This is a genomic window from Flavobacterium psychraerolatum (genome assembly GCF_025960985.1).
In the GTDB taxonomy this organism is placed as follows: Bacteria; Bacteroidota; Bacteroidia; order Flavobacteriales; family Flavobacteriaceae; genus Flavobacterium.
Genome location: NZ_JAOQMX010000012.1, coordinates 16,073 through 41,579 on the forward strand (window position 1 = coordinate 16,073; position 25,507 = coordinate 41,579).

At 32.3% G+C, this 25,507-nt stretch carries 16 protein-coding genes; 1 reads left to right on the plus strand and 15 read right to left on the minus strand.

The window, feature by feature from the left end; all coding sequences use genetic code 11:
• Positions 1-36: 36 nt before the first annotated feature.
• The 13 genes from M2326_RS06440 to M2326_RS06500 form a co-directional block, all read right to left on the minus strand.
• The gene (locus M2326_RS06440; RefSeq protein WP_264618735.1) at positions 37-3,270 is read right to left on the minus strand and encodes a glycoside hydrolase family 2 TIM barrel-domain containing protein; all 3,234 of its coding nucleotides are present in this window, start codon (positions 3,268-3,270) and stop codon (positions 37-39) included.
• 601 nt (positions 3,271-3,871) lie between these two features.
• The gene (locus tag M2326_RS06445; RefSeq protein WP_264618736.1) at positions 3,872-4,225 is read right to left on the minus strand and encodes a hypothetical protein; all 354 of its coding nucleotides are present in this window, start codon (positions 4,223-4,225) and stop codon (positions 3,872-3,874) included.
• Between the two features lie 55 nt (positions 4,226-4,280).
• The gene (locus tag M2326_RS06450) at positions 4,281-4,634 is read right to left on the minus strand and encodes a hypothetical protein (RefSeq protein ID WP_264618737.1); all 354 of its coding nucleotides are present in this window, start codon (positions 4,632-4,634) and stop codon (positions 4,281-4,283) included.
• Positions 4,635-4,670: 36 nt separating this feature from the next.
• On the minus strand, positions 4,671-5,681 hold the full coding sequence (locus M2326_RS06455; RefSeq protein WP_264618738.1) for a family 16 glycosylhydrolase: 1,011 nt from the start codon (positions 5,679-5,681) through the stop codon (positions 4,671-4,673).
• Between the two features lie 2 nt (positions 5,682-5,683).
• Positions 5,684-6,004, minus strand: coding sequence for a hypothetical protein (locus M2326_RS06460; protein WP_264618739.1), 321 nt, complete (start codon positions 6,002-6,004; stop codon positions 5,684-5,686).
• Between the two features lie 24 nt (positions 6,005-6,028).
• Positions 6,029-7,477 carry an arylsulfatase B gene (locus tag M2326_RS06465; RefSeq protein WP_264618740.1) on the minus strand — a complete coding sequence of 483 codons (1,449 nt, stop codon included), beginning with the start codon at positions 7,475-7,477 and terminating at the stop codon, positions 6,029-6,031.
• Between the two features lie 179 nt (positions 7,478-7,656).
• Complete coding sequence (locus M2326_RS06470) at positions 7,657-8,643, minus strand: family 16 glycosylhydrolase (protein WP_264618741.1); 987 nt, start codon at positions 8,641-8,643, stop codon at positions 7,657-7,659.
• Positions 8,644-8,829: 186 nt separating this feature from the next.
• Positions 8,830-10,779 (minus strand): sulfatase-like hydrolase/transferase, encoded by a 1,950-nt coding sequence (locus M2326_RS06475; protein WP_264618742.1) that lies wholly within the window; start codon positions 10,777-10,779, stop codon positions 8,830-8,832.
• Positions 10,780-11,219: 440 nt separating this feature from the next.
• Positions 11,220-12,077: an AraC family transcriptional regulator gene (locus M2326_RS06480; RefSeq protein WP_264618743.1), complete on the minus strand. Its 858-nt coding sequence runs from the start codon at positions 12,075-12,077 to the stop codon at positions 11,220-11,222.
• 345 nt (positions 12,078-12,422) lie between these two features.
• Entirely contained in the window at positions 12,423-12,941 is a 519-nt protein-coding gene (locus M2326_RS06485) for a hypothetical protein (protein WP_264618744.1), read from the minus strand.
• Between the two features lie 16 nt (positions 12,942-12,957).
• Positions 12,958-14,778: a RagB/SusD family nutrient uptake outer membrane protein gene (locus M2326_RS06490; protein ID WP_264618745.1), complete on the minus strand. Its 1,821-nt coding sequence runs from the start codon at positions 14,776-14,778 to the stop codon at positions 12,958-12,960.
• Between the two features lie 11 nt (positions 14,779-14,789).
• Positions 14,790-17,915, minus strand: a complete 3,126-nt coding sequence (locus M2326_RS06495; RefSeq protein WP_264618746.1) for a SusC/RagA family TonB-linked outer membrane protein — start codon at positions 17,913-17,915, stop codon at positions 14,790-14,792.
• A 585-nt stretch (positions 17,916-18,500) separates the two neighbouring features.
• Positions 18,501-20,588: a hypothetical protein gene (locus M2326_RS06500; protein ID WP_264618747.1), complete on the minus strand. Its 2,088-nt coding sequence runs from the start codon at positions 20,586-20,588 to the stop codon at positions 18,501-18,503.
• A 240-nt stretch (positions 20,589-20,828) separates the two neighbouring features.
• Between M2326_RS06500 and M2326_RS06505 the strand changes: the two genes are divergently transcribed.
• The gene (locus M2326_RS06505) at positions 20,829-21,539 is read left to right on the plus strand and encodes a hypothetical protein (RefSeq protein ID WP_264618748.1); all 711 of its coding nucleotides are present in this window, start codon (positions 20,829-20,831) and stop codon (positions 21,537-21,539) included.
• Between the two features lie 95 nt (positions 21,540-21,634).
• Here the strand turns inward: M2326_RS06505 and M2326_RS06510 are convergent, their stop codons facing one another.
• Positions 21,635-23,992 carry a glycoside hydrolase family 2 protein gene (locus M2326_RS06510; RefSeq protein WP_264618749.1) on the minus strand — a complete coding sequence of 786 codons (2,358 nt, stop codon included), beginning with the start codon at positions 23,990-23,992 and terminating at the stop codon, positions 21,635-21,637.
• The gene (locus tag M2326_RS06515; protein WP_264618750.1) at positions 23,985-25,505 is read right to left on the minus strand and encodes a sulfatase family protein; all 1,521 of its coding nucleotides are present in this window, start codon (positions 25,503-25,505) and stop codon (positions 23,985-23,987) included. Before M2326_RS06515 ends, M2326_RS06510 begins: the two co-directional genes overlap by 8 nt.
• Between the last annotated feature and the right edge of the window lie 2 nt (positions 25,506-25,507).

Here is a 25,507-nt window from a genome sequence, read left to right on the forward strand (position 1 = left end):
GACAATCTCAAAACTAAAAACAATAATCTCTAACAACTATTTTCTTACTGAACTCAAAAAGAATTCAAAATTATACTTACCTGATTTCAAATCATACTCTGGTAATCTATTCGATAAAGTACCCCCTAAAGACATTTGAATCAAATCCAAATTCAAAGTATAAAATCCTTGTGGTTTCAAATCATAAGGATGCTTTGCTTTGTCTATATTATCTGCCGCATACTTCCAAATAGAGAAACCAAACAATGGACTACCTGTTATTTGTAATCCTGATTTTCCTTTATTATCAGACAACTTTAACCATCTTGTATCTGTATGATTTCCATTTTCCTGAGGAAAAATGTAATTATAAAAAACAGTATCTGTTTTCAAACTAAACTCATCTACCTCTGCAGAACGTTTGCGATCGCTATAATTTTCCCAAGGTCCATTTCCATAGTAATTGGTGTTTTTATAAGTATCTGAAACCCCCATTGTTACTCCAAAACGAATTAAATTTGGCAAAGACTCATCCGCATCCATCTCTACATTTATAGCAATGGTACCATCATTATTCACAGAATAAATCTTATTTAAATTCAACTTTTTATCCATAGCCATTTTAACAACTACTTTTACAGACTGAGATTCATTGCTTACTACAACTGATGTAACTTTCAACCCATTATTTACAGTAGACCAAAATGCTTTAGATTTCGCAAATGATTTTGAATTCGCACCTCTAATATCATTATCAATTACTGGTCTAGTAAAATTCAGTCGCAAAGGTGCTGCTAATTGTTCTTCCCCTTTTATCTTGAAAGAAATCAAATTACCTGTTTCTTTTGCTACAATTACAACTACATCTTTCCCTGTAACTACAACTTCGGAAGCTGTTTCAATAAAAGAAACTTTATCTTTTGAAGCTGCAACAAAAGTCGATGATGATTTCTTAGCTTGTAATTCAATTTGGTTTTTCGCCAATTCAAAACCTTTATCAGCCCACAAACGTTTTGTTTTTTCATGCAAACTCATGCGAATCCAATATTCAGAATGTTCATCAAACCTAATGCTTTTAACTGGCAACTTAACTGTTGTTGAAGCTCCAGCTTCCAACTCTAAAGTTGGTAAAACCCCAGATTGAAGTACTTTTCCGTCTTCTGAAACTTCCCAACGAATTTCATACTGATCTAAATTAGAAAATGAAAAACGATTAGTAATACGCATTTCAGAATTTTTTGCATCGACGGCTTCAAAAACTACAGGTTGAAAAACATATCTAGCTTCAAAAGCATGAGGATTCGGACTTAAATCTGGTGCAAAAACACCATTGATACAGAAATTCCCATCATTAGGTATATCACCAAAATCACCACCGTATGCATAAAACTCGACTCCTTTATCATCTTTCTTTAAGATCCCTTGATCCTTCATATCCCAAACAAAACCACCAATTAAGTTGGGTCTTTTTCGTATTTGATCCCACATATCTGCAATTCCCCCCATAGAGTTCCCCATAGCATGCATGTACTCACACATAATTATTGGACGAGTGATATGAGCATTCTCAGACATATTAACCAATTGCGACAAATCTGGATACATTCTACTCAATACGTCAACATAATTTTTATCATCTGGGTTAGCATAGGTATCCCATTTGTTAATTTCATTCGCTACTCCTTCTACGTACTGTGGGTCTTCAGGGTCCCCTTGTGCTCCTTCATAATGTATAAAACGAGAGGGGTCAAAATCTTTCACCCAACCTGCGGCTGCAGCAAAAGCTGGTCCTGTACCACTTTCATTCCCTAATGACCATGAAATTATCGAAGGATTATTTTTATCTCTTTCGACCATACGTATTATTCTTGTCAAAATGGGAGCAGCCCAAGTAGGTTGCTGCGGAATATAGCTTCCTAGATGGTGTGCTTCGATATTGGCTTCATCCATTACATACAAACCGTATTCATTGCACAATTCATAAAAATATGGATCGTTTGGATAATGTGATGTGCGCACAGCATTAAAGTTAAAACGTTTTAAGGTTTCAATATCTTTACGCAAATCTTCATGACTTAAGGCTTTCCCTTTTATTGGATCATGGTCGTGACGATTCACTCCCATAATTTTTACGACTTTACCATTGATTAGTAATTCATTATTTTTACTGAATTCTACTTTTCTAAAACCTATTTTCTGGCTACGAGATTCTACTACCTCACCATTGGCATTAATTACATTAAAAACCAAAATGTACAAATAAGGATCTTCCGCAGACCATTTTCGTGGTGATTTAATAGTTGCTTCCATAAAAGCAAATTTGGTAATATCTCTAGCAGGCCATCTTTCTTTATATATTTTTTCCACATCAACAGAGAGTGGTTTTGGCAATACTTTTTTATTATCAGCATCAAATAATTCAGCAGATATTTTATACCCTTTTAATTTTGCTTCATCTTCTTGCATCCATAATAATGGACGGATTTCTAATTTTGCATCTTGATAATTTACGTCCAATTTAGTTTTTACAAAAAAATCATTCAATGCTATTTTAGGCTGTGCCATTATGTATACTTCACGATGAATACCACTCAGACGCCACATATCTTGGTCTTCTAAATAACTCCCATCACTGTAACGAAAAACCTGAACTGCAACACGATTCTTCCCTGCTTTTAAATACTTAGTAATATCAAACTCTGCCGCCAAACAACTTCCTTGACTATACCCTACCTCTTGACCATTGATCCATACATAAAAAGCCGAAGTCACTCCGCCAAAATGCAAAATAACGGATTCTTCTTTCCAATCTGCTGGAACTTCAAAATCTCTATAATAGCTCCCTACTGGATTATCTCTATATATTTTGGGTGGTAAAGGAGGTTGCGGCCCTCTCCAATCATATTTTAAACTAGGATCCAAAATATTTGGTGTAAATGGGTACACAATATTAGTATAAATAGCCTGACCAAACCCTTTCATTTCCCAATTAGAAGGCACATCAATCTCCTTCCAATTAGAATCCCCATTGTAATCGGCTCCCATAAAATCTAGTGGACGCTTTTCTGATTTATCTACAAAATTGAATTTCCAAGTACCGTTTAAAAACTTTAAACGCGACTTATCCCTGTTACCTTCCAAAGCATCTTTTTCATTTTTATATGAATATGATGGGACTCGAGACTGCATTTTGTTTTTTTCAAAAACTATTTCGTTCTCCCAATCATTTTGCGAAACAACTGATTGTGAAAGCAACATTAAAAAACTGAGAAAAAGAAAACTTCTTTTCATATCAACAAAATTAAATAAAAATTAAAAAAACAATACTAACCATTTTTTATCAAAAACCAATGTAATCCATCTAGAAAAAAACTGTACAAAACTGCTAGCAGAAGTATAAAACAGCCTATTTACATTATTTAAACAGATTTTAATAATAAACCCTCAAAATTCCAACACTACTAATTATATAAAAAACAATCTTTAACAAAATAACTAAGGGTAGCTAACAAAAATATAGCAAATAAAAATAAACCTTGTTTTATTTATTATCCAGCACATACACTATATTACCCTCAACGTACTGTTTTCTAAATTAATTTTTAAATATCTAATACTATCAAAACACAAAAAAATTCAACAATAAGAATTCTAGAGATTGAAAAATTACTACTACTCTTTTTTTATAAATAAGAATGCAAAGAACTCGTTTAAAAAGTAAAGATCATTATTAACTAAAATGATACTAAAAGCATCTTTGGATTTAAAATAAAATCACTCTATTTCTTACTTATGAGACATTTACTTCTACCCCATAAAAAAAACCAGTATCATCATAACAACGATACTGGTTTTTAACAAATAAAATAAAAATCTCTAAATAGAAACCTTATTAAATACTACTTAATTCATTACGCATCTTTTCAAAAAACGGTTTTAGTTCAGCTCCAGATTTTCCAGTAATTTTAGAAAACTCAGCATTAAAAGCACTATTCACTTCATTCATTTTTTCTTTCTTATCATCTTTAGAAATTTCTCCGCTTTTAGCTTTACTAAATACTTCCATGTAATTTGTAACGTAAGTATTTCTCGCTTTCAAAAGTTCTTTGGATTTTGCATCATCCAATTTAAATTCAGTTGTTGCTGAATCTACAAAATATTTTATCTTCTTTTCTTGTGACTTGTTTTGAGCAATAGCTCCTACAAACGAAATCATCATTACGAATACTAATACAATTTTTTTCATCTTTTTTAATTTTAAAGTTAGTTATTATAGTTAATTATTTATTCTTCCTAATTATTTAAAGTTCTTTCATTTCTTCACGAACTCTATCATTAAACTGTTTCAATTCATCCCAAGTTTTACCTGTTAACTCATTGAAGTATTTATTAAACTTATTATTTACTTCGTTTACTTGTGTCTTTTTTTCACTTTGAGAAATTTCACCATTTTTTGCAGCACTAAAAACTTTTTGATAATCATTGAAATAAGCGGTACGATTATCCAAAAGTTCTTTAGTCTGGTTTTTATTCAAATTAAATTCTTTTTGAGCTGCATCAACAAAATAGTTGATTTTTTTCATTTGATATTTATCCTGAGCAAATGCCATTGACATTGTAAAGAATACTAATAAAGTTATAGTAATCTGTTTCATAATTTATCTTTTTTATAGTTACTAATTCTTTCTCGTTTACTTATTTTTTTTTTGCCAAACACGAACATATTCAATCTCAAAATCTACTACGCCATCGTCTTTTTTACCTTCGGGACTATTTAACTCTAAATCTTCTTTAGAATCCGGAACTCCATGCCATGGAAAAGTTTCTTGGTCTAACCAAATTGAGAGTGGTTTTGTAGCTACATATCCTTTTTCGAATCCTTTTTCCTTTGCCCATGCATCAATTTTTTCTTTTGAAGCTTCTGTAAAAAGTTTTCCGTCAATAAAATATTTAATACCGTTTTCATCCCATTCGACACCATATGTATGGAAAGCATCTGCTACTCTAAAATCTAAAATATGATGCTCTGTGTATACACTATTATTCCCTTTTAAAGTCCAATCATGAATAGACCACCACAATTCTTTATCTAACTTTAACTTATTAGGTTGTCTATGGTCACCAAAATGCTCAAACATATCTAACTCCAAACCTTTACCCATTGCCCAAAAAGCACTTGTAATTTCAGCATCAGCAGCTTTACTCTTAATTTCCATATAACCATATTGGAAAAATTTACGTCCAATCAAGCAAGCTGTCGTCAAATTTTCAAATTTACTTCTTGTATTGTCCTTTCCCCAAGGCTTATCTGGCACATCACTAAACGGAAACTCAGGTTCCCATTTTGTTTCCAAAATTAGTTTACCATCCTCCAATCTGTAATTATTTCCTGAAAATTGAGAAGGCGCACGACCAATCCATACTTTTTTGTTAGGAAAATCTGGATGTTTATAAACTGGTTTTCCGTTCTCAAATTTCCCTACGACATACCATCTATCTTCATTTAAAGTTGGTGCATCAAATTCATCACTTACTTCTGTATTCAAAACCCAGTTACCTGCATTTGTTGGATCAGAAAGTGGCATCACAGCCGTTGACGATATTCCTTTTTTATCATTCTTACTACTAGCAGTATTCGTTTGTGCTTCCAGAGAAACAAAAGATAGTAATGCTAAACTTATACCTATATATTTTTTTTTCATATTTATTCTTTTACTTCCATAAATTCAACTGGAGAACCATTATGCACAATAAACGCAACACGAACTCCTTCAGCAGGAGAAAAAATCTCTACTAACATTTCTTTACCTTCAAGTGCTTCCTCCATATTATCTACCGAATAAGCTACGTGCGGTACCGTACGCATCATTTCTGGCATTGGACTATCAGCGTCAAACTTAACCCATTCTACTCCGTATTCATCTTTAGAAAAATCAGTAAAATGAATTTTCCCTGGTTCATAAAAACCATCCCAATTTTTTTCTTCTGTTGTTGGAATTCCGATGTGACTAAATGCGTATTTCATATTTTTTTAGTTTAGTTTGGTTAATTAATTGTCTAATTTAAAAGCTTTGTCATAATTTGGCATGTTAGTATCTTTCCACATTTCTTCCACTTTTTTATTATCATACCAAAGCGGAGTTATATGAGACTCACTCCATTTTTGAGTACGATGTACCATATCTTTCAAAACATCCGGGTATTGTGAGCTCAAATCTTTAGTTTCTGAAGGGTCTTTACGAACATCGAATAACTTCCATTTGTTTTGACCCGCTTTTACAATTTTGAAATCTTCATTTCGAGCACCAACATCTGAGAAGCCACTTCTGTAACGTACTGCATAAATTAAATCATCTTTATGAGTATCCTTACCCGCTAAGAAATTCGACCAAATATCTTTACCATCCAGACTTTTTCCTTTTGGAATTACACCACCTGCTAGATTAGCAAAAGTGGGGTAAAAATCAAGTGCCGACACTACATAATCAAATCGTTTTCCAGCTGGTACAACTTTAGGCCAATGAAAAAACATTGGTACTCTATAACCACCTTCATACGTATCGCCTTTAGTACCTCTTAATGGGAAGTTGTTGGCCCCATGTTGAATATTTCCACCATTATCACTTAAGAAAATGATTAAGGTATTCTCAAACTGCTTGTTTTCTTTCAGTGTTTTCACAATTTCTCCAACTCCTCTATCAACAGCGTAGACCATGGCAGCATAAGTCCTTCTGTCTTTGTCTTTAATATTTGGGAAAATTTTCAAGTCTTCTTCTTTAGCCTCAAGAGGTACATGAGGTGCATTGTATGCAAGGTACATAAAGAAAGGTTTTTGCTTTTCTTTTGCTTCTTTTACCACACGAACTGCTTCTCTTGAAAGCGCATCAGTCATGTATTCTGTTTCCTCAACTTCTGTATTATTATGTAACAAAGGAGTTAAATAAGCATGAATATGTTTATTCCCATTTTTAACTTGCATTTCATATTGAGCTTTATAATCTTCAGGGAAATATTTATGACCTCCACCAAGAAAACCATAAAAATCATCAAACCCTCTATTATTAGGCTGAAATTCTGAACCATAACCCAAATGCCATTTTCCTATTGCACTTGTGTAATATCCTGCATCGTGCATTACATTACTGATAAATGTTTCTTTGACCGGAATACCATCTTGCAAATTCATTCCTACATCAGGTAAATTATAAGGGGCACCTATTTCATGCGGATATCGACCAGTCATTAATGCAGTTCTAGAAGGCCCACAAAAAGGATGTGCAACATATGCAGAAGAAAATATAGTTCCTGCTTTGGCTAATTTATCCAATTCGGGAGTGATAATATCTTTCGATCCATTAAAACCTACGTCTGCATATCCTAAATCGTCAGCAAGTATCACCAAAATATTAGGTTTGTTAATTTGAGCGATTGTTGGTAAAGCCGAAAGTAACAATAGTCCAGCCATTGCTATTTTTGAACAAATAATTCCTTTTTTCATTTTTTTATCTTGTTTAATAATTGGTTTCTTCTGTATTTTAACACTAAAAATTAATTTATCACAAACCTCTAGTACAAACTAAATAAAATACCAAAGATATAAGTAGTTCAATTTTACCTCAAGCAAACGTTATTTTAACCTTAACAAATCATCAATAAGGTAAAATATGTTTACTTTACTTATTCCTTTTTCTGCCATAATCTAAAATATTCTATTTCGAAATCGACTTTTCCCGTAACACCAACTTCTTCTTTGGAATCAGGAACACCATGCCAGGGAAAAGTTTCTTGATCAAACCATATCCTGATTGGTTTTGTTACCACAAAATTTTCGTTGACACCATTTCCTCCATTATGCTTCAATATATCATCATAGGCATTGATTGTAGTTCGAGAAATTTCTCTGAATAATTTACCGTCAATATAAATGGTAAGACCATCTTTACTCCATTCGAATCCATACACATGAAAAGAAGCTGCAACTCTAAATCCTAAATCATGGCTCTCTGTATAGGTAGTATTTCCTTTTCCGGCAGAAGTCCAGTCGTGAATAGACCACCACAATTCTCTTTCTTTACCTGCCGCCTCTTTGTTTGGTTGTTTATGATCTCCAAACATTTCAAAAAAATCAAATTCAGTATTGCCACCAATTGCCCAAAATGAACTAGTGACTTCGCAATCTGCTGCTTTAGACTTTACTTCCATATAACCATAAGTAAACTCTTTTTTGGAGATAACAGCAGCTGTAGTAATATTTTCAAATTTCGTGCCATTATCTACTTTTGACGAAAAAACAAACGAAGTATCCCATCGTGTTTCGAGTTTCAACTTACCCTCTTCTAGTCGAACATTCTTGGTGGAAAACTGAGAAGGAGCACGACCAATAAAATTAGATTGGTAAACACCTCCTGTTCCTTGAATAAACCATTTGTCTTGATTTAAAGTAGAAGCTTCAAACTCATCACTTAAATCTTCATTCAAAACCCATTTACCTACATTGGATTGATCAGACAAAGGCAATTGTGGATTAACAACGTCTGGAACAGATGTTACAGGTGGAATAACTACTGATTGCGCATCCTCTTTTGAAGGACTACATCCCAGGGTATTTACTATGATTACACACGGTAACAATAAGGAAATTGACTTTCTTATAATATATAACATATTTGGTATAATTAAAATTAAACAAAAATTATCTCAAGCACCATTTATTATTAGTAATACTACACTAATAAAGTATATAAAATAGTGAGCTATTTCAAAAATTAACATCTGAATACTTTAACAAAAAACCCCTATAACCAAAAAAGTGAATTGATTTTAGGAGTTTTGGTATTTTAGATAATAATATTACACTTTTATTACCTTCTCAAATGATGTCTTTCCATCTGCTTTTATTCTCAAAATATAGTTTCCAATCGGTAAACTTGAGACATCGATACGAGGTTTATTAGTACTAGTTCCTTTAATTTTTTTCACTACACTACCAGTCATCGTCAAGATTTCAAGTTCTAAAGTAGTAATCGTTTGATTGAAATTTAAATTCAGGTAATCCATTGTAGGATTAGGATATAATTTGTAATTCGTTTTCTGAATACTATTTAAACCTAATTTTAAATCTTCACTTTCAAACAATGTATCATACCCTGGTAACGTACCATCATCCCACAAAGCTTGATGAGGATGTCCAACGGGTCCATTAGGTCCATCTTCACCGTCATTATCATACCAAGCAGGTTTTACATTTTTAAATTCCTTCAACCAAGCCACTGCTTGATCCAATAATTTTTGAATTACAATTTCTGCAGTAGGCTCTATTCTTCTCACATCATTTGTCTCTCCAGGATCATTTACAATATTGAATAATTTCCATTTTCCTTTACCTCCAGTTTTAACAATTTTCCAAGGGTAAGACATTACTGCACCATTATGAAATCCATTTTGTGGTCGCATAATGTAGAGAGCCTGTCCTTCTGGCCTTACATCTTGACCAGCTATTAACTGGTTCATAATGTCTTTTCCGTCAATTATTTTTGTATTTGGAACCGTACCTCCTGCCAAATTCACAATAGTTGGATATAAATCCAACGAACTTACTTGATAATTATACACTGAGGGAGTAGTAATTTTATTTGGCCAGTGTACAAACATGGGAACTTTATGACCTCCTTCAAGGACACTACCTTTTAATGCATCAAGCGGAAAGTTAACAGCTCCTTTGCTATAGGTATAACCACCATTATCGCTCAAAAATATTATGACAGTATTATTATACACATTCATATCTTTCTTCAACTCTGCTACTAATTTACCTATATTAGTATCCAAATTACTTACCATTGTTGCATAGGTAATACGATCTTGTACAAACTCTTCAATCTTTGCTTCACGAGCAGTAGGATCTGATATTCTCTTTATTGGATTGGACTCTGATATGTAGGTACTATTTCGTACTAAGTTTTCAAAATCAGGATTATTTTGTTTAAACAAAGTAATTTCATCCGCAGGTGCCTCAAGTGGTGTATGTGGAGCATTATATGCTAAATACATAAAAAAGGGATCTTGTTTATGAGCATTTGTACCAATATAATTAATTGCATCATTGGTCAGTACATCGGTCAAATAATCTTCATTTTCTGCATTGCTAAATTCATTTCTATCAACGTAACTTCTATTTCTTTGCAAGGGGTCTTGGTATTCATTTGTAGTCGGGTTATTCCCTCCAAGCCTTCTATAAAAAAGATCTTCATAACCATTTTCGAAATATCCTTTTCCACCTCCCAAAAATCCAAAGAAATAATCAAAACCTCTATCCAATGGCTGGTAAGATCCCTCGGAAAATCCTAAGTGCCATTTACCAAAAGCAGCTGTATTGTAATTTTCATCTTTCACTAACTTAGAAAAAAAAGTTTCATTGGTTGGGATTCCTAGCGTTGATGTTATATCATTTGGTAAATTGTACTGTGCTCCTATTCTATGAGGATACATACCTGTTAATAATGCCGCTCTACTAGGACCACAAAATGGATGTGCAACGTGCGCATTTTTACAAATAATACCACTATTTGCCAAAGCATCAATATTAGGTGTTGGTATAATCCCCCTATCTGCAGGAAATGGCTCACTATTGGTCGCACGATTAAAACCTACATCTCCATATCCCAAATCATCTGCAAGAATCAAAATAATATTAGGTTTCGTAGTATTAGTCAGTTTTTTTTGGACTGTTTGAGCCTCACTAGTATAACTAATTAAGAGTATTAGTAGTACTTTAAAAATGTTTTGTAAATTTTGGTTCATTATTTTAGTTTTGGTTAATAGTATATAGTTAAATAAGAATTTCTATTGAAATAAAAAATCTATAAATTATAAAAAGTGAAGTTGTAATCTATATTAAAACTGAATCAAAATTTGGTTCAATTAAAACAAATATATTCATCAAAAAAAAGGAATAGTTTTAAAGTGAATCCCTAATGAATAAACCACAAATTTTTAAAAAATATTGTTAAAAAAAACAAAGTGAAATTCATAAACCTCATTTAATTAATCTTACTTGTTTTACAAATTAAAACAAAAAAAACAAAAAACCAACTATCAATATTACCCTTAACTAACACAATTATAACCAACTGACCTAAAATTTGCTTAATCTAAACGAATTGTTAAATTTCATGTATTATAAACAAAAAAAAAGAGGCTAGTGAATAGCCTCAAAAACTGTTAAAGAATTACAAATAATTTTACAAACTATATTTATAATTTTTTGGAGTACTACCCATAATGTGTTTGAATTGCTTATTAAAGTTGGTAATCGATTTATAACCTACCATATGGCTTACCTCTGAAACAGGCAAATTTTCTTGCACTAATAATCGGGAGGCATTTCGAATACGAACTTCATTTAAAAATTCAGTAAATGATTTATTTGTCATTTTTTTAAAAAAACGACAGAAAGAGTTTGTTGTCATACAAGCGATATCCGCAACATGAGCCAAGCTAATATAATCGGCATAATTATCTGAAATAAATTTTATAACAGTATCCAATCTTCCTGAATCATCTGTAGCCAACTGACTCATGTCTGAAGATGAAAGTACTAGTCTCTCTGAAGAAAGTGACAATCTACGCAATAAATCTAATAATTTAATAGACTGTTCTGCTGGTGATAATTCAACAATTTCAATCAACTCTGAATGTAATAAATCACTCACGTTTTTACTAAAGGAAACTCCATATTTTGATTGCTCTAATAAGTGATTAATACTAGAAAATTCTGGGTTACTAAAAGTTCCCTCTCCTAAAAAATTTTTGGTAAACTTTAATATTATTGTCTTTACATGAGCATCTTCGTCAGCATCAGAATAGGAAGGATCATTTCTCCAAAGATGTGGCAAGAAGGGACCAACTAATACTAAATCACCTGGAAGAAAATGAGATACATTGTCACCCACAAAACGAACTCCACTACTCTCTGATATATAAATTAGTTCGTACTGTGAATGATAGTGCCAAAACGAATCTTTACACGCTATCAATGCTGCTCTGATATTTAATCGAGCATTCACAAAACTTTCTGTATTTTTTAAAACTAATTTCATACAAGCAGGCTAATATCTATTATTTAACTAATAATCCTAATCTAAAATTCTTACCACAAAAGCACGGTCAATAAATAAGTTGAAGCACGTTCCTTAATGTAAAGCCAGAAATTCAAAGTTAAGCAATTAAGTTCTTTAATACATTATAAAATATTTTTTTTGATTGCAGTTTTACTTTATATATATGTTAAAAAAAACATATATCATAATTATAAACAAAAATAAGAAAGATTTAGACAATTCTAAAATTATTTTTTACTATAAAATGACTATAAAAAATTAAGGCTACCCCAAATAAATGGAATAGCCTTAAAAAACTAACTACAAAAAATCTTTATTTAAATACTAAGGTACAATAGTAGTAACCACTTGTATTTGGAATACTTGCTCAAAAACCCAAACACCATCTATCAAAACTGCATCAACCGGTACAGAACCATTATAAGTTACTTTTTCTTTAAATGTATCTCTTAAAGTTACAGTATAATTTCCAACAGTAGGAAATAAAATAAAAACAGTATTATCTGTAGTTGATAAACCTTTTGAAGGATCAATAAAAGGAGTTAAATCATTTACAGTTCCTACAGGACTAGCATTTTTAAATCCTGGCAACAAAAAACTTGCACCATCACTAATTTTCCACTCATGAGTTAAAGCACCTTGTGAAAGATCATAAATCGATAATGCCTTACCTGCTGCGATTTGAGTTGGTGGCGGTGTAAATGTTGGCGTAGTAACTTTTAATCCGGTACTAGCATACCAAGTAACATCAGAATACGTTGGAGACCCTGTGATTGATTCTTTCTCACAACTTGTGAAAAAGAAACCAATTACTCCTATTACTATTATTATTAATTTTTTCATCTTAATTTAATTTATATTATTTAAGTATATTCGGATTTCTATTCAATTCACTATTCGGTATTGGCAAGTAATCATTTTTACCATTTGCAATATTATAATTACGTGAAGGAAAATCAAATTCATTCGGGATTAAAGTAGCACCAGTTGCTGGAGCATTCAAAACTGATGCGTTATTTTTTGTTGCTGTTCCACCTGTAGATTTTGTATAGGTGAAGTTTTTAACATAATAATTAGTAGCAGCAAGTTCTTCAAAACGAGATTTCAATTTACCCCATCTTCTTAAATCTGAAAAACGTGAAGAACAACCTTCTGCAGAGAGCTCTAATGGCTTATCAACATACATCAATTGATCCATCAAAACATTCGCATTCAAGTAATCTTTTGAAGTATCATATGTTTTTCCAGCAAACTCTCCCGAACCTGCAGGCCCTAACAATACCAACCCCCAACGCTCACGGATTTTATTCATTAATTTTAATGCTCCTGGAACATCTCCTGTTTTAATTAAACATTCAGCTTGCATCAAATAAACTTCCGATAATCTATTAACAACAACATTTTTAGAAGATTTCTGACTTCCTAATGGTAAAGAATTCTCTCCATTAAAACCAGTTTGATCTGTATTTAAATATTTTTTGTACAAACTTATATTTCCAAAGAAACCACCTGTCGCTGTTGTATTAAATCCAAGATTTAAACCTGGTGAGGCTGTATTTGGAGCTGCCGCTTCAATTCCATTTGCAAATTTATAAACTGGCGTTTGTAAATCTTCAGGAAGAATAACCATTGCCGACGCTCTTAAAGAAACACCACGTAGGTTTGCAGGAAGAATCACACCACCTTTGTAATTTCTACTATCAAGCGGATCCATTTTCTCTGTTTTATAAGCATAAGCTACCCAAGCAGGAGGAGAAAACATATTATTAGTACTTATTGACAAGAATGCTAACCTGTTCGTAGTTGATTCTTCATCAAATAAGCCTAAATCAGGTCTAATACTGATATCATAAATCACTTCAAAAAGAGATTCTTTGTTAAACTCGCCCGCTGTTGTAAACATTTTAGACATATCTCTCTCTAAACTGTAGTTTGGATTTGAGATAACTTTATTAAATTGAATTTTAGCATTAGGAAAATCACCTTCATACAAATAACTAGTTCCCAAAATTGTAGCAGCAGTCGCTTGATTTACATGTCCTTTTTCTGCATTGATATCTGGCAATAAATTATCAACTGCAAATTGTAAATCTTTTCTAAAGAATTCAATAACCTTTGCAGATGGTGATACAGATCCAAATAAATCTTCTTTGGTAACCGGAGTATGATCTACAATAAGAACATTTCCATTGTTAAAAGCATTGTGTAAATAAAAATGAAATAAACCTCTAAAGAAACGTGCTTCACCCATTTGTTGCTTCCAACGAACAGGATCAGATTTAGATTGAATCCTTGTCAGTGCTTCAATTACTTGATTTGCTCTGTAAATACCTTTGTAACATCCATCCCATTTTTGAAATACCGCTTTTACATCTCCATTAAACGTTTGTGTAAAAAAGGTAACCGATTGATCTCCTACAGAAGCATTTGCATACGGGCGAGTTGCTGCATAATACCCCATATCAGATCGTACCGTCTCTTCTCTAACATTAAAGATTGTTGTATTCAACAAGGTTGTATACAATGCTGTAATTCCTTGATTGGTTTCATCTAGATTATTCCAATAAGAAGCTGTTGTGGAATAATTAGGATTTATCTCTGTCAAGTCTGGATTACATGAACTTAAGGAAAGTCCAGCAACTAAGACTAATGATATATATTTATAAAAATTTTTTTTCATCACTAAATAATTTAAAAATTAAAATTCAAACCTAATAAATACGATTTTACAAAAGGGTAATTCCCTTTATCCAAACCTCTTCTACTAACATTACCACCTACCTCAGGATCATAACCTGTATACTTTGTAAATGTGAATAAATTTTGTCCTGTTAAATAGATTCTAAATTTATCAACTCCAATTGATTTGAGTGTTTTCTTAGACAAACTATACCCTAAAGTAATATTTCTAATTCTTAAGTAAGAACCGTCTTCAATGAACAAATCAGATATTGGTAAGTAATTATCATGTGTCAAGAATGTACCTCTATAAGCTGGCAATTTCCCAGTTGGATTTGCATCAGAATAAGAATTCAATATCTCTTCACTTCTTCCTAGAGCTATAGCAGTTGCTCTAGAACCATTAACAATCTCCTGACCAACTGCAGCATAAGCATTAACATAAAGATCGAAATTATTATAATCTAAACTCAAATTATAACCAATTTCAAATTTAGGCAAACCACTACCACCATAAACCCTGTCTTGATCATCAATTTTCTTATCGTTATTTTGATCGATATAAATCAAATCACCCATTTTAGCTCCTGGTACAATAAGTTGGTAAGCAGCTAATTTTTCTGGAGTATCTACAAGTCCATTTGTTTTTCTGATAAAGAAAGCACCAGCTTCATACCCTTTTGCAATTGCAGTAATACTTGTTAGAGTTGAATTTGCACCTGCTCCAGGAACAATTCCTGAATCTGTTGTCAAGCTATAAGGTGTATCCGTTGCAGTGTTTGTAACGACATTTTTATTAGTTGTAAATGTACCGTTCATTCTGTATTTCAATTTTCCGATTTTATCACGGAAACCTACTGCTAACTCAAAACCTTTGTTTGTCATATTACCAACATTCAAAACAACTTGGTTATTATTTGAAAGTGGTCTTACTGAAAAACCAGCACCGTTTGAAGTATCATTCAACCCTGTTGAACCAGGTAGAGACAATTGAAACAACATATCATTTTTGTTCGTTTCATAGTACTCTGCACTAATTGTCAATTTATTTTTAAAAAGACCTAAATCAATACCGAAGTTTTTTTGTACAGAAGTCTCCCATTTTACATCTGGATTTCCTAATGAGTTTTGAATAGAAGCTGTCGAATTGGTAGCAAAAGGATACACAAGATCTCTATAAATTGTATTTGTATATGAGTAATCATCAAAAGATTGATTCCCTACAGTACCATTACTCAACCTAATTTTGAAGTTGTTGATTACATTGCTCAAAGGTTTGAAAAATGGTTCATCAGATACATTCCAAGCAGCAGAAACAGATGGAAATAAACCCCAACGGTTTTGAGCAGCAAAACGAGATGATCCATCTCTACGAATACTTGAACTAATCAAATATTTCCCCTTGTAATCGTATTGCATTCTACCAATATAACCAGCCAATCTAGTAACATAATCGGGTCCTGAAGTAATATTTGCAACTCCTGTAGCACCATTAAAAACCTGAATATCATTATCAACAACTGTTCTTTTGTTTGCTGTAAATTGATTGTTTTGGTAATGTTCTCTTGAAGTAGCCGCTGTCAATGTCAAATGGTGATCTTTATTAAATCTAGTTTCATAATTTAAAGAGGCATCCCAATTGATTGAAGTACGTCTTTGATCTTGGTTTTCAACATAACTTGAAATAGGATTATTTACCGCAACCCCTGTTTGTGCATTAACAAAACTTTGAAATGGAATGAACCTTGAACGATTAGAGTAAAAATCATTAAATCCCGCTCTAGTAGTGAAATGTAAACCTTTCAACAACTCATAACCTAAACTAATATTTCCAAAAGATCGTGTAGATTTTGTTATATCACTAATATTCAAACTGTTTACAATACTTGTATTTGTGTTTTGATCAGCACCTCCAAAAGTATCTACTTGATCTGCATTTGGATCTAATAAAGGCTGAGTTGGTTGGTAACGGATTAATTGCTGAATTGTATTAGCAGCTCCTCTATTATTAGATTCTTTAGTAATACCAATCCCTAAATCAATTGTCAATTTATTTTTTTTATAATTTACATTCGATCTTGTATTAAAACGATTAAAATTAGACTTTAGAATAACTCCATTTCTATCATAAAAACCAGCTACCATCGAATATTTAAGATCTTTAGATCCTCCGCTAACATTTACATTATAATTTTGAGTAGATGCATTATCAACAAATAGTAATCTCGACACATTATTATCATATTGAAATCTATCTGGACTGTTTACAAAATTAGAAATACCAATAGCATCATCTTTTGTTCCGTCATTTCTTTGAAGCAACACGTCGGTATATGTTTGATTCCTAGCATTAAGTAATGGTATCGCAGAACCTAAACGATCAAAACTACGACTAGCGTCAACTCTTACACTCATAGAACCAGCTTTACCTTTTTTGGTAGTAATCAAAATTACCCCTGCAGCTCCACGTGTACCATAGATTGCTGCAGATGCCGCATCTTTTAATACATCAATAGTTTCTACTTCACTAGGTGCAATCCCTGGGTCACCTTCTTGAGGAATACCATCTACAACATACAAAGGGGTATTTCCTCCAATGATTGAAGTCACACCTCTAATTAAAATTTCAGAAGGCGTTCCAGGTTCTCCAGAACTTACTACGTTTACCCCTGAAATCTGTCCTTGTAAAGCGTTTCCTAAATCAGAAGTTACGATATTTGAAATATCCTCTGCTTTAATACTTGCTACCGCTCCAGTAATTTCTTTCTTTTTTTGAGTACCATAACCAATTACCACAACCTCTGAAAGATCCTGCGCTACTGATTTCATTTTTACAGTCATCCCTTTAACGGCCTTCACATTGACAGTTCGTAATCCAATGTAAGTGAAGGTTAGCAAATCACCATCATTAGCTTTAATGGTAAATTTACCATCAAAATCAGTTGCGGTTCCCTTAGCAGAACCTTTTACAACGATTGAAACCCCTGGAATAGGAAAACCGTCTTCGTCTCCAACTACTTTTCCTTGAACAACACCTACTTGGGCATGTGCTGCAACATTAAAGAATAATGCTAGTAGGGTAAGAAACAAAAAACGACCTAATGCATTTTTTTGTTTAATAATTTCTCTAATTTTCATTTGGTTAATTTTAGTTTATTTTTTATTCTTCCTTCATATTCGAGTCCAATACTGCTTTTAATACATTACCCTATTTTTTTCTCATAAAAATCGTTACTCTTTATTATAAAAAAACGTATTAGATTAAAACTAGCATTAGGCTTTTGCTTTTACCAAACAGTCCTTCGTACTGTTGAGTGATTTTTGTTAGTCTGATTTGTTTTCATTCTTTCGCTTATTAATGAGTTAATAATTATCCATATTAATAAAAAATTATTTAGTTAAAATACTGTCAAAATTAATCTCCATCTCCCTTTCTTTAATAACACTAATATACTACAATAAACATTGAATAACTCAAGTAAAGACCAGTTTTAGTATCAATATAAAAAAAAATATAAACATTTTTTACGATGTACACAATTATACAAAAGTAGGTTGTACAAATTAAGCCAAATAACTAAGATAATATTTTGTTAAAATTACCCTGTATTAACACTTTCTTACCTTTTAATTACCAAATCATTACCATTTAAGTCTAAAACAAAAAAAAAGCTATAACTCTGATTAGAGTTATAGCTTTTAAAGCTTATCTGTTATTGTTATTTAGTTCTTGTAACTAATTTGAAAACTACCTTTTGAAACTTTTCCATCTTTATATTTTACTTGATACCCAAAAGCAGGAATTTCAAGACCTTCTTTAGTTTTTTGTTTTACAGGTCCTAAATTAGCTATCACTTCTGTTCCTGATGAAAATTTTGATTTTTGAAGATTAAAATCAGGGCTTAAATATTCGTGTGATACTAACTCAGCAAAAAATGTCTCTTTATTTACTGGACTTACCACTTCGTTAGCCATTTTTATCATCACTTTCATTCCATCAAACTCATAAGGCGAAAAGAAAATCGTACTTCCTATTCCAAATAACATGTTACGTAATGATTTCACTGCAAAATCACCATTTTCTGAGATTTGATTGTCTGGATCTTGAATTTTACCAAAAACACCAATTGCATCATGAAACACTAAGTTAAACAAGGGTGCTCTATGAGTAAAAAGTGCCAAATTAGAGTTCAAATAGGTCATTCCTTCAAACATATCAAAATAAGGTATATATTGCTGCTGACCGTGCTCTGTACCATTTACTAAATTTTTGGAATCCAGGTATTTTGCTAAATTAAAATATCCTGTATTGTCTTCGTCTGCAAAATAAGAAAATGAAATATCTGTAATATCTGCTTCAAGACCTAAAGCTGCAATTTCTTTGTCAAGACTTTTTTGAGCTAAACCTAATTGTTTGTTTTGGTCAATATTCGCCCAGCGGCTTCCCGTATTTTTCAAAGATCCTTTGTCATTCTTAGCAAACAAACCAGTATCAAACTTTGGATCATTCTCCAAGGTTGCTGAATAAGCATGATAAGATGAATACAAATAACCGTACTTTTTGGTTAAATCAACCGCTTCTTTTAAACCAGAAACACCTCCTAAATTTTCATTAATAGGCCAACAATTTGGAACAAAATTTGAGAATACTCCCCAAGCATGAAAAAAAGCATTATCTACCTTGAGCTCATCATGAGTTGTTTTGATCATCTCTGACAATTCTTTGAATGTAAAAGTCATTCCCGGCATCTCTACATAATGTGGGTATGCACCATACACTCCCATATACACAGCTCCTGCCAATTTCTTTACATCGGGATCTCTTTTAGCTTTTTCTTCCAAGGACACAAAATAACCCCTTTTAATCGCTTCCTTACGATACACTTTACACATGTCTACATAGTTTCCTTTTGGAATAAATTGGTAGCTAATTATTTTCGGCTGGTTTTCTTTCTTTAAGTTCCAAATAGGATCCAAATAAACAATACGTTTGTTTGGAGACATTTTACCTTCAGGATTAAATAAATATTGTCCATTGTTATTAAGATTATAAAACATTTTAGGCCTAGAAGCTTCATCAACTATACCTATAACTGCAGATTTCTCATTGTAAGTTCCCCACCATGGCATAGTTAATCCTGATGCATTAAATAAATCTAATGTCCCTATTGTTTTAGCAGTATAAGTTGCATCATCCCACATACAAAAAGAACCTCCATTCATAGGGAATATATACGACGGACAAATTACGCCTTGTTTTTGAGGGATTACTGCTGCTCCTCTATCAACATCTGTCTCTAAACTAAATGCTCTTGTCGGGTAATTTAAATCAGTCAACTTATATTTACCTCCTTTATAAGAAAGAACTTCAATGTCTAATTTTGCTGTTACAGGATCAAGGCGTAATTCTGTCTCAATACTTATTCCTTCAAGAGTTTCATCATCCAAAATTGGATTCATAAATGAAATAGAAATAACATTTTTTGATTTTATTGAGACGGTAATACTCTTACTTTTCGAAATATTTACCGTTTGTGATTTCCCATTTACCATCACAGACAAGGTTCCTGCTGCTTGGTCCCAGGGGTCAGAATTCCATAATTGTCCTGATGTTTTCTCTAACACAGAAAAACAACCATTTTTTTCGTCTACTGAAACTTTAACTAACTTGTTTTCGATAACTACATCTTTATCTTTTTCATTTGGATTTTTTTCTATTGATGTAAAACTACTCAATAGTAGAAAACTCAATACTACTTGTAATCCAATAAAAAACTTTGTCCTACTAACTTTCTTTTTTATTTTTTTCATTTTAATGTATAATTTTAATTTTTCAGTTAAAAACATTTAGGTTGACTAACAAAAATAATATATATCATCACAAATTATAGCCTTAATTTTACCTATATAAGACACAAAATTACCCGTTAAAGCAAGAGGTTTATAAATCTATGCTTTACATATTTTAGTTCAATAATAAAAAATACTACGTACTTTCGCTATATGAATTCAAAAAATACTCAACTACTCATTTTAGCTTTCTCTAAAAATATGGGGGCCCTTTTTCTATTATTGATCGTTACGTTGTTTTTTGACAGTAATTACATGGCTAACAAAATCATCTCTACACAGCATATAGCTACTGCAGTTATGCTAGTTGCATTTGCCATCATATTTTTCAAGGCAACCTTACGAATACGAAAACTAATGTTATATGCAGTAATCATTGGTATTGTGGGCGAGCATTTGTTTTCTATAGGTCTTAACATGTACACTTATAGGTTGAAAAACGTACCTCTATATGTACCTCCTGGACATGCAATTGTATATATTACTGCTGTCTATTTCTGTAAAGAGCCCATTGTAAGAAAGTATAGAAAGTCACTCGAAAAGTATTTTACAATTTTCATCCTGATCTATTCCACTCTTTTTCTACTATTGACACAAGATATTTTCGGCTTCATAATGTCCATTTTAGTACTAGTACTATTGAGAAAGCACCCTAGAGAACGTCTCTTCTTTTATAGTATGTATATTATAGTAGCTTTTCTAGAAATTATAGGAACTAATTATGGCTGTTGGTCATGGCCACCTACTGCTTATGACTTTTTTCCATTTTTAAAGAGCGCAAATCCTCCTAGTGGTATTAGCTTATTTTATTTTACATTAGACTTAGGTTGCTTATTATTTTATAAATATCAAAATATAAAAGCTTGGAAACGAATGAAACATATTCGATTACTAAATAAAGAAGTTATTTAAGTACTTATTTCTAGTTTCTTAATGTCTAACAAAAAAAGCAGCAGCAAATAAATATTTGCTGCTGCTTTTTTTGTTGGAAAAAATAAATTTAAATCTTATTTTTTAGTTTTGATACACTGCTTTCCTTTTAAGTTTTCGCTAACTGCTTTAAAAGTAATTTTCCCATTTTTAGAACCAATTCTCACTAGAGCTGTGGCTATTCCTGCTTCGGCTTTTATATCTCCCACATTCATTACTTCTGCATCACCATTAATGGAAAAAATAACATTTTTATCGAAAGTTGGGATAACAGTTCCATTATTATCTACTGCTGCGATGTATACAAAAACAACATCATTGACATTAGACTGTGGTTTCTTTCCGCTTTCGTCTACCCAAATTTTTAATTTTTGAGCAGTTTGTGGAGTTTCTACTGAAGTTTTTGCTACTTGTTTGTTATTAATATAACCAACGGCTTTCAATTCTCCTGCTTCAAAAGAGGGTATCTTGAAAGTAAAAGGAGCATGAGTAATTTTGGTGGTATTTTTATCTACATCGGGTTTTTGCAAACCGATACTTTTACCGTTTAAGAATAATTCCACTTGATCGCAATTGCTAAATACTTTTACATTCAAATCGGAATCAGAATTCCAATAGCTAGCTATTTTTAACTCAATTCCTTGGTTTGTATTTTTTTGACTGGCATAAAAATCATATCCAAATTTTGGCAATCTGAAGATATCCATAATTCCTGAAGCCTCAATTTCGTCATGGTATCCACGGTTATAATCATACATTACCCAATATCCATCACCCATCACTCCTTTTTCTAAATTGTCATTATGAGATTCTTGAAGGTTATAAGCTTGTTGTAATAATGCTTTCTCTCCTTCTGCTCTTAAGTGACGGCTAGATTTCTCAAGACGCAATCCTTTTGGCATCTTATCTTGATTCAATCCACCATTAGAAGAATAATATTCCCAATCACCATATTCAGACACAAAGTAAGGCTTATCAGCATGGTTTTCGTTTCCATGAATTATTCTATGTTGTCTTGATTGAAAGTAAATATCATAAACTTCTGGCATCCAACCACATGAAAACGCTTGGCTTCCAGGATATTCTTCATGTACTCTTCTGTCCAATTCTTTCATGAAAAAAATTGGCATTTTAGTTTCGTTTAATGAAACTTCCCAAGATACAACCGATGGATGATTACGATCTCTACGAATTAAATCTGTAGCTGAAGTATAACAGAAATTTCTAAAAGCATCTGTATCCGCATAATATTGCCATCCTAGAATAGCATCAACAACAAAAATCCCTAACTCATCACAAGCCGCTAAGAAGGCAGGTGACTGTGGGTAATGTGACAAACGGATGGAATTGAAACCAGCATCTTTAATTTTTTTTGCATCACGATATTGTGCATTGTCTGACAAAGCATAACCTATAAAAGGATATTCTTGATGACGATTGACACCTCTTAAAAAAGTTTTCACACCATTTACATAAAGCAAGTTATCCTTAAATTCTATAGAACGAATTCCGAAAGTAGTAGTTTCTATATCTTTCAATTGACCATTTACCATAACTTTTGTTTCTAATTGATATAGATTAGGCTCTGATGGCGACCATAATTTCGGGTTATTAATACGAATTAAAGCATTCGTTTCAACTGATTTATTTGAAGCTACCGAATTAATTATTTTATTTTCTGCAACTTTTTTTCCTTTATAAATAATAGTTTGAATACATTCGATATTTTGTGAAGTACTAGTTTCATTTACCAAATCAGTTTTTATAGCTACATCACTTATAGCATCTGACACTTTTGGAAAAGTAATAAATATACCACCTCCAGCAATTTTATTAGCTAATAAAGGATGTGAGATGTATACTTTTTCTTTATAAGTGATCCAAGTATCACGGTACAAACCACCATACATATTAAAGTCTAATATTTTTAATGGTTTGGGTCCTGAAACAACATTATCTGTATTGTCCAGTTTAACTGCAATTGTATTATTTTGACCCACTTTTACAAATGAAGTTGCATCAATAACCACTGGCATATATCCACCTAAATGATCTGCTGCCAATTTTCCATTAATCCAAACTTCAGCATGATTCATAGCCCCTTCCAACTCAATAATTACTTTTTTATCATTGTATTGTGCAGGAACTTCAAATTGTTTTCGATACCAACAAATGCCTTGCCATTGGTTGTTTACTACCAAAGGTTCAATATTTGCTGTATGTGGTAAACTCACGTTCGCCCATTGAGTATCATTAAAATCTACTTTGCTTAAAGCTTCATCGGAATTTGTAGTTGTATTGATCTTTGAAAATTTCCAATCGTGATTGAAATTTAATTTTACAATTGGAGATTTTTGGGCAAAAGCAATACTACTTATAAATAGGAAAGCAATCAAAACCGAATGTTTAATCATATTTTTAATAAACTTACTCATCTGACTTATTGGTTTTTTTTGTTTGTTTATTGGCAGCTCTATATTCTTTTGTTATCGTTTTTAAACCTATTTCTACCCCATTTTGCATTTGTTGGTATAACTCTGGTTTATCTTTTTTAACCCATTCTAAGACTTCAACAGCATCTGCTTCTACTGGTTCGTAAACATTACTTACTGGCTTCATTTTTTTATCATACCAAAGTGTTTTTTTACGTAACTTTTTAAGAATCTTAGTATATTTAGCATCAGTTGCAAGATTATGAATTTCTTCAGGATCCTTTTCTAAATCATATAATTCCTCAACAGGTTTTGTAGGAGCAAAGAATTGTTTTTGAACTTCATTCAATTTTCCTTCTTCGTTTAACTTACGCATGATATGAACTGCAGGTCTATAAAACTCCAGGTATGCTTGATGTGCATCATAAGGAATCTCTGGTTTATCATTACGTATGTACTTCCATTTATCAGAAGTTATCGCTCTTGATTTCTCTAGAATTTCGTCCCATAAATCACGGGCAGCATAAACATAATCATTTTTAAATCCTTTTTTCAAAATAGATTTACCCGTCATAAATGAGGGTACTTTTACACCTGCTAAATCTAAAATTGTTGCCGTAATATCTACAGATGAAACAATCTCTTTGTTCACATGCTCGCCTGTATAATTTTGAGGATAGTGAATAATAAAAGGAATACGCAAACCTGGATCTTCAAGATACCCTTTTCCTTTAATATTACATCTTCCATTATCACCAATAAAAATAACAATGGTATTCTCTGCCAATCCTTTCTCTTCCAGTTCTTTGAATATCATTCCAACTTCATTATCAAGAAATTCGATTTGATCCAAATATTTAGCCCAATCCAAACGTATTGTTGGATCATCTGCTAAATAGGACGGTAGTTTTACTTTGGCCGGATCTACTGGATGTTTTGATTTAGCACGTACATCATTCCACCAATCACCTCTATGACTAGCAAGCAACTGGATTTGAGCAAAAAAAGGTTTTCCATCATTCTCAAAGTTGTCATATTTATCAAATAAGCCAAACTGTGTTTTTCCGTCCCAAGGTCCTATTGGTTCCGATTTAAAATTCATGTCTGTTTTACGACCTAATCCCATTACTGCATGATTCCCTAAAACTGTCGTATATCCAGCCTCACGCAATAAAGCAGTGAAGGGCTTAAATCTTGAATCCAAAGGCACTTCCCTATTACTACGGTGGTGTTGCGCATTGATTTTGAGTTGGTGTGTACCTATCATCATCGAGGATCGACTTGGAGAACAAATAGGATTGGTTACAAAACAATTATCATAACGCACCCCTTCGGCTGCCATTTTATTTAAGTTTGGAGTTTTTACAGCTTCCATTCCGTAACATTCCAAATCTATACTCATGTCCTCGGCCATTAGCCAAATAATGTTTGGTCTTTTAATTTCTTTTTGAGCTATTGCCGAAACTGTCAATAATGACACTACAGCAAGAGTAACTTTTTTTTTAAAATTCATCATTT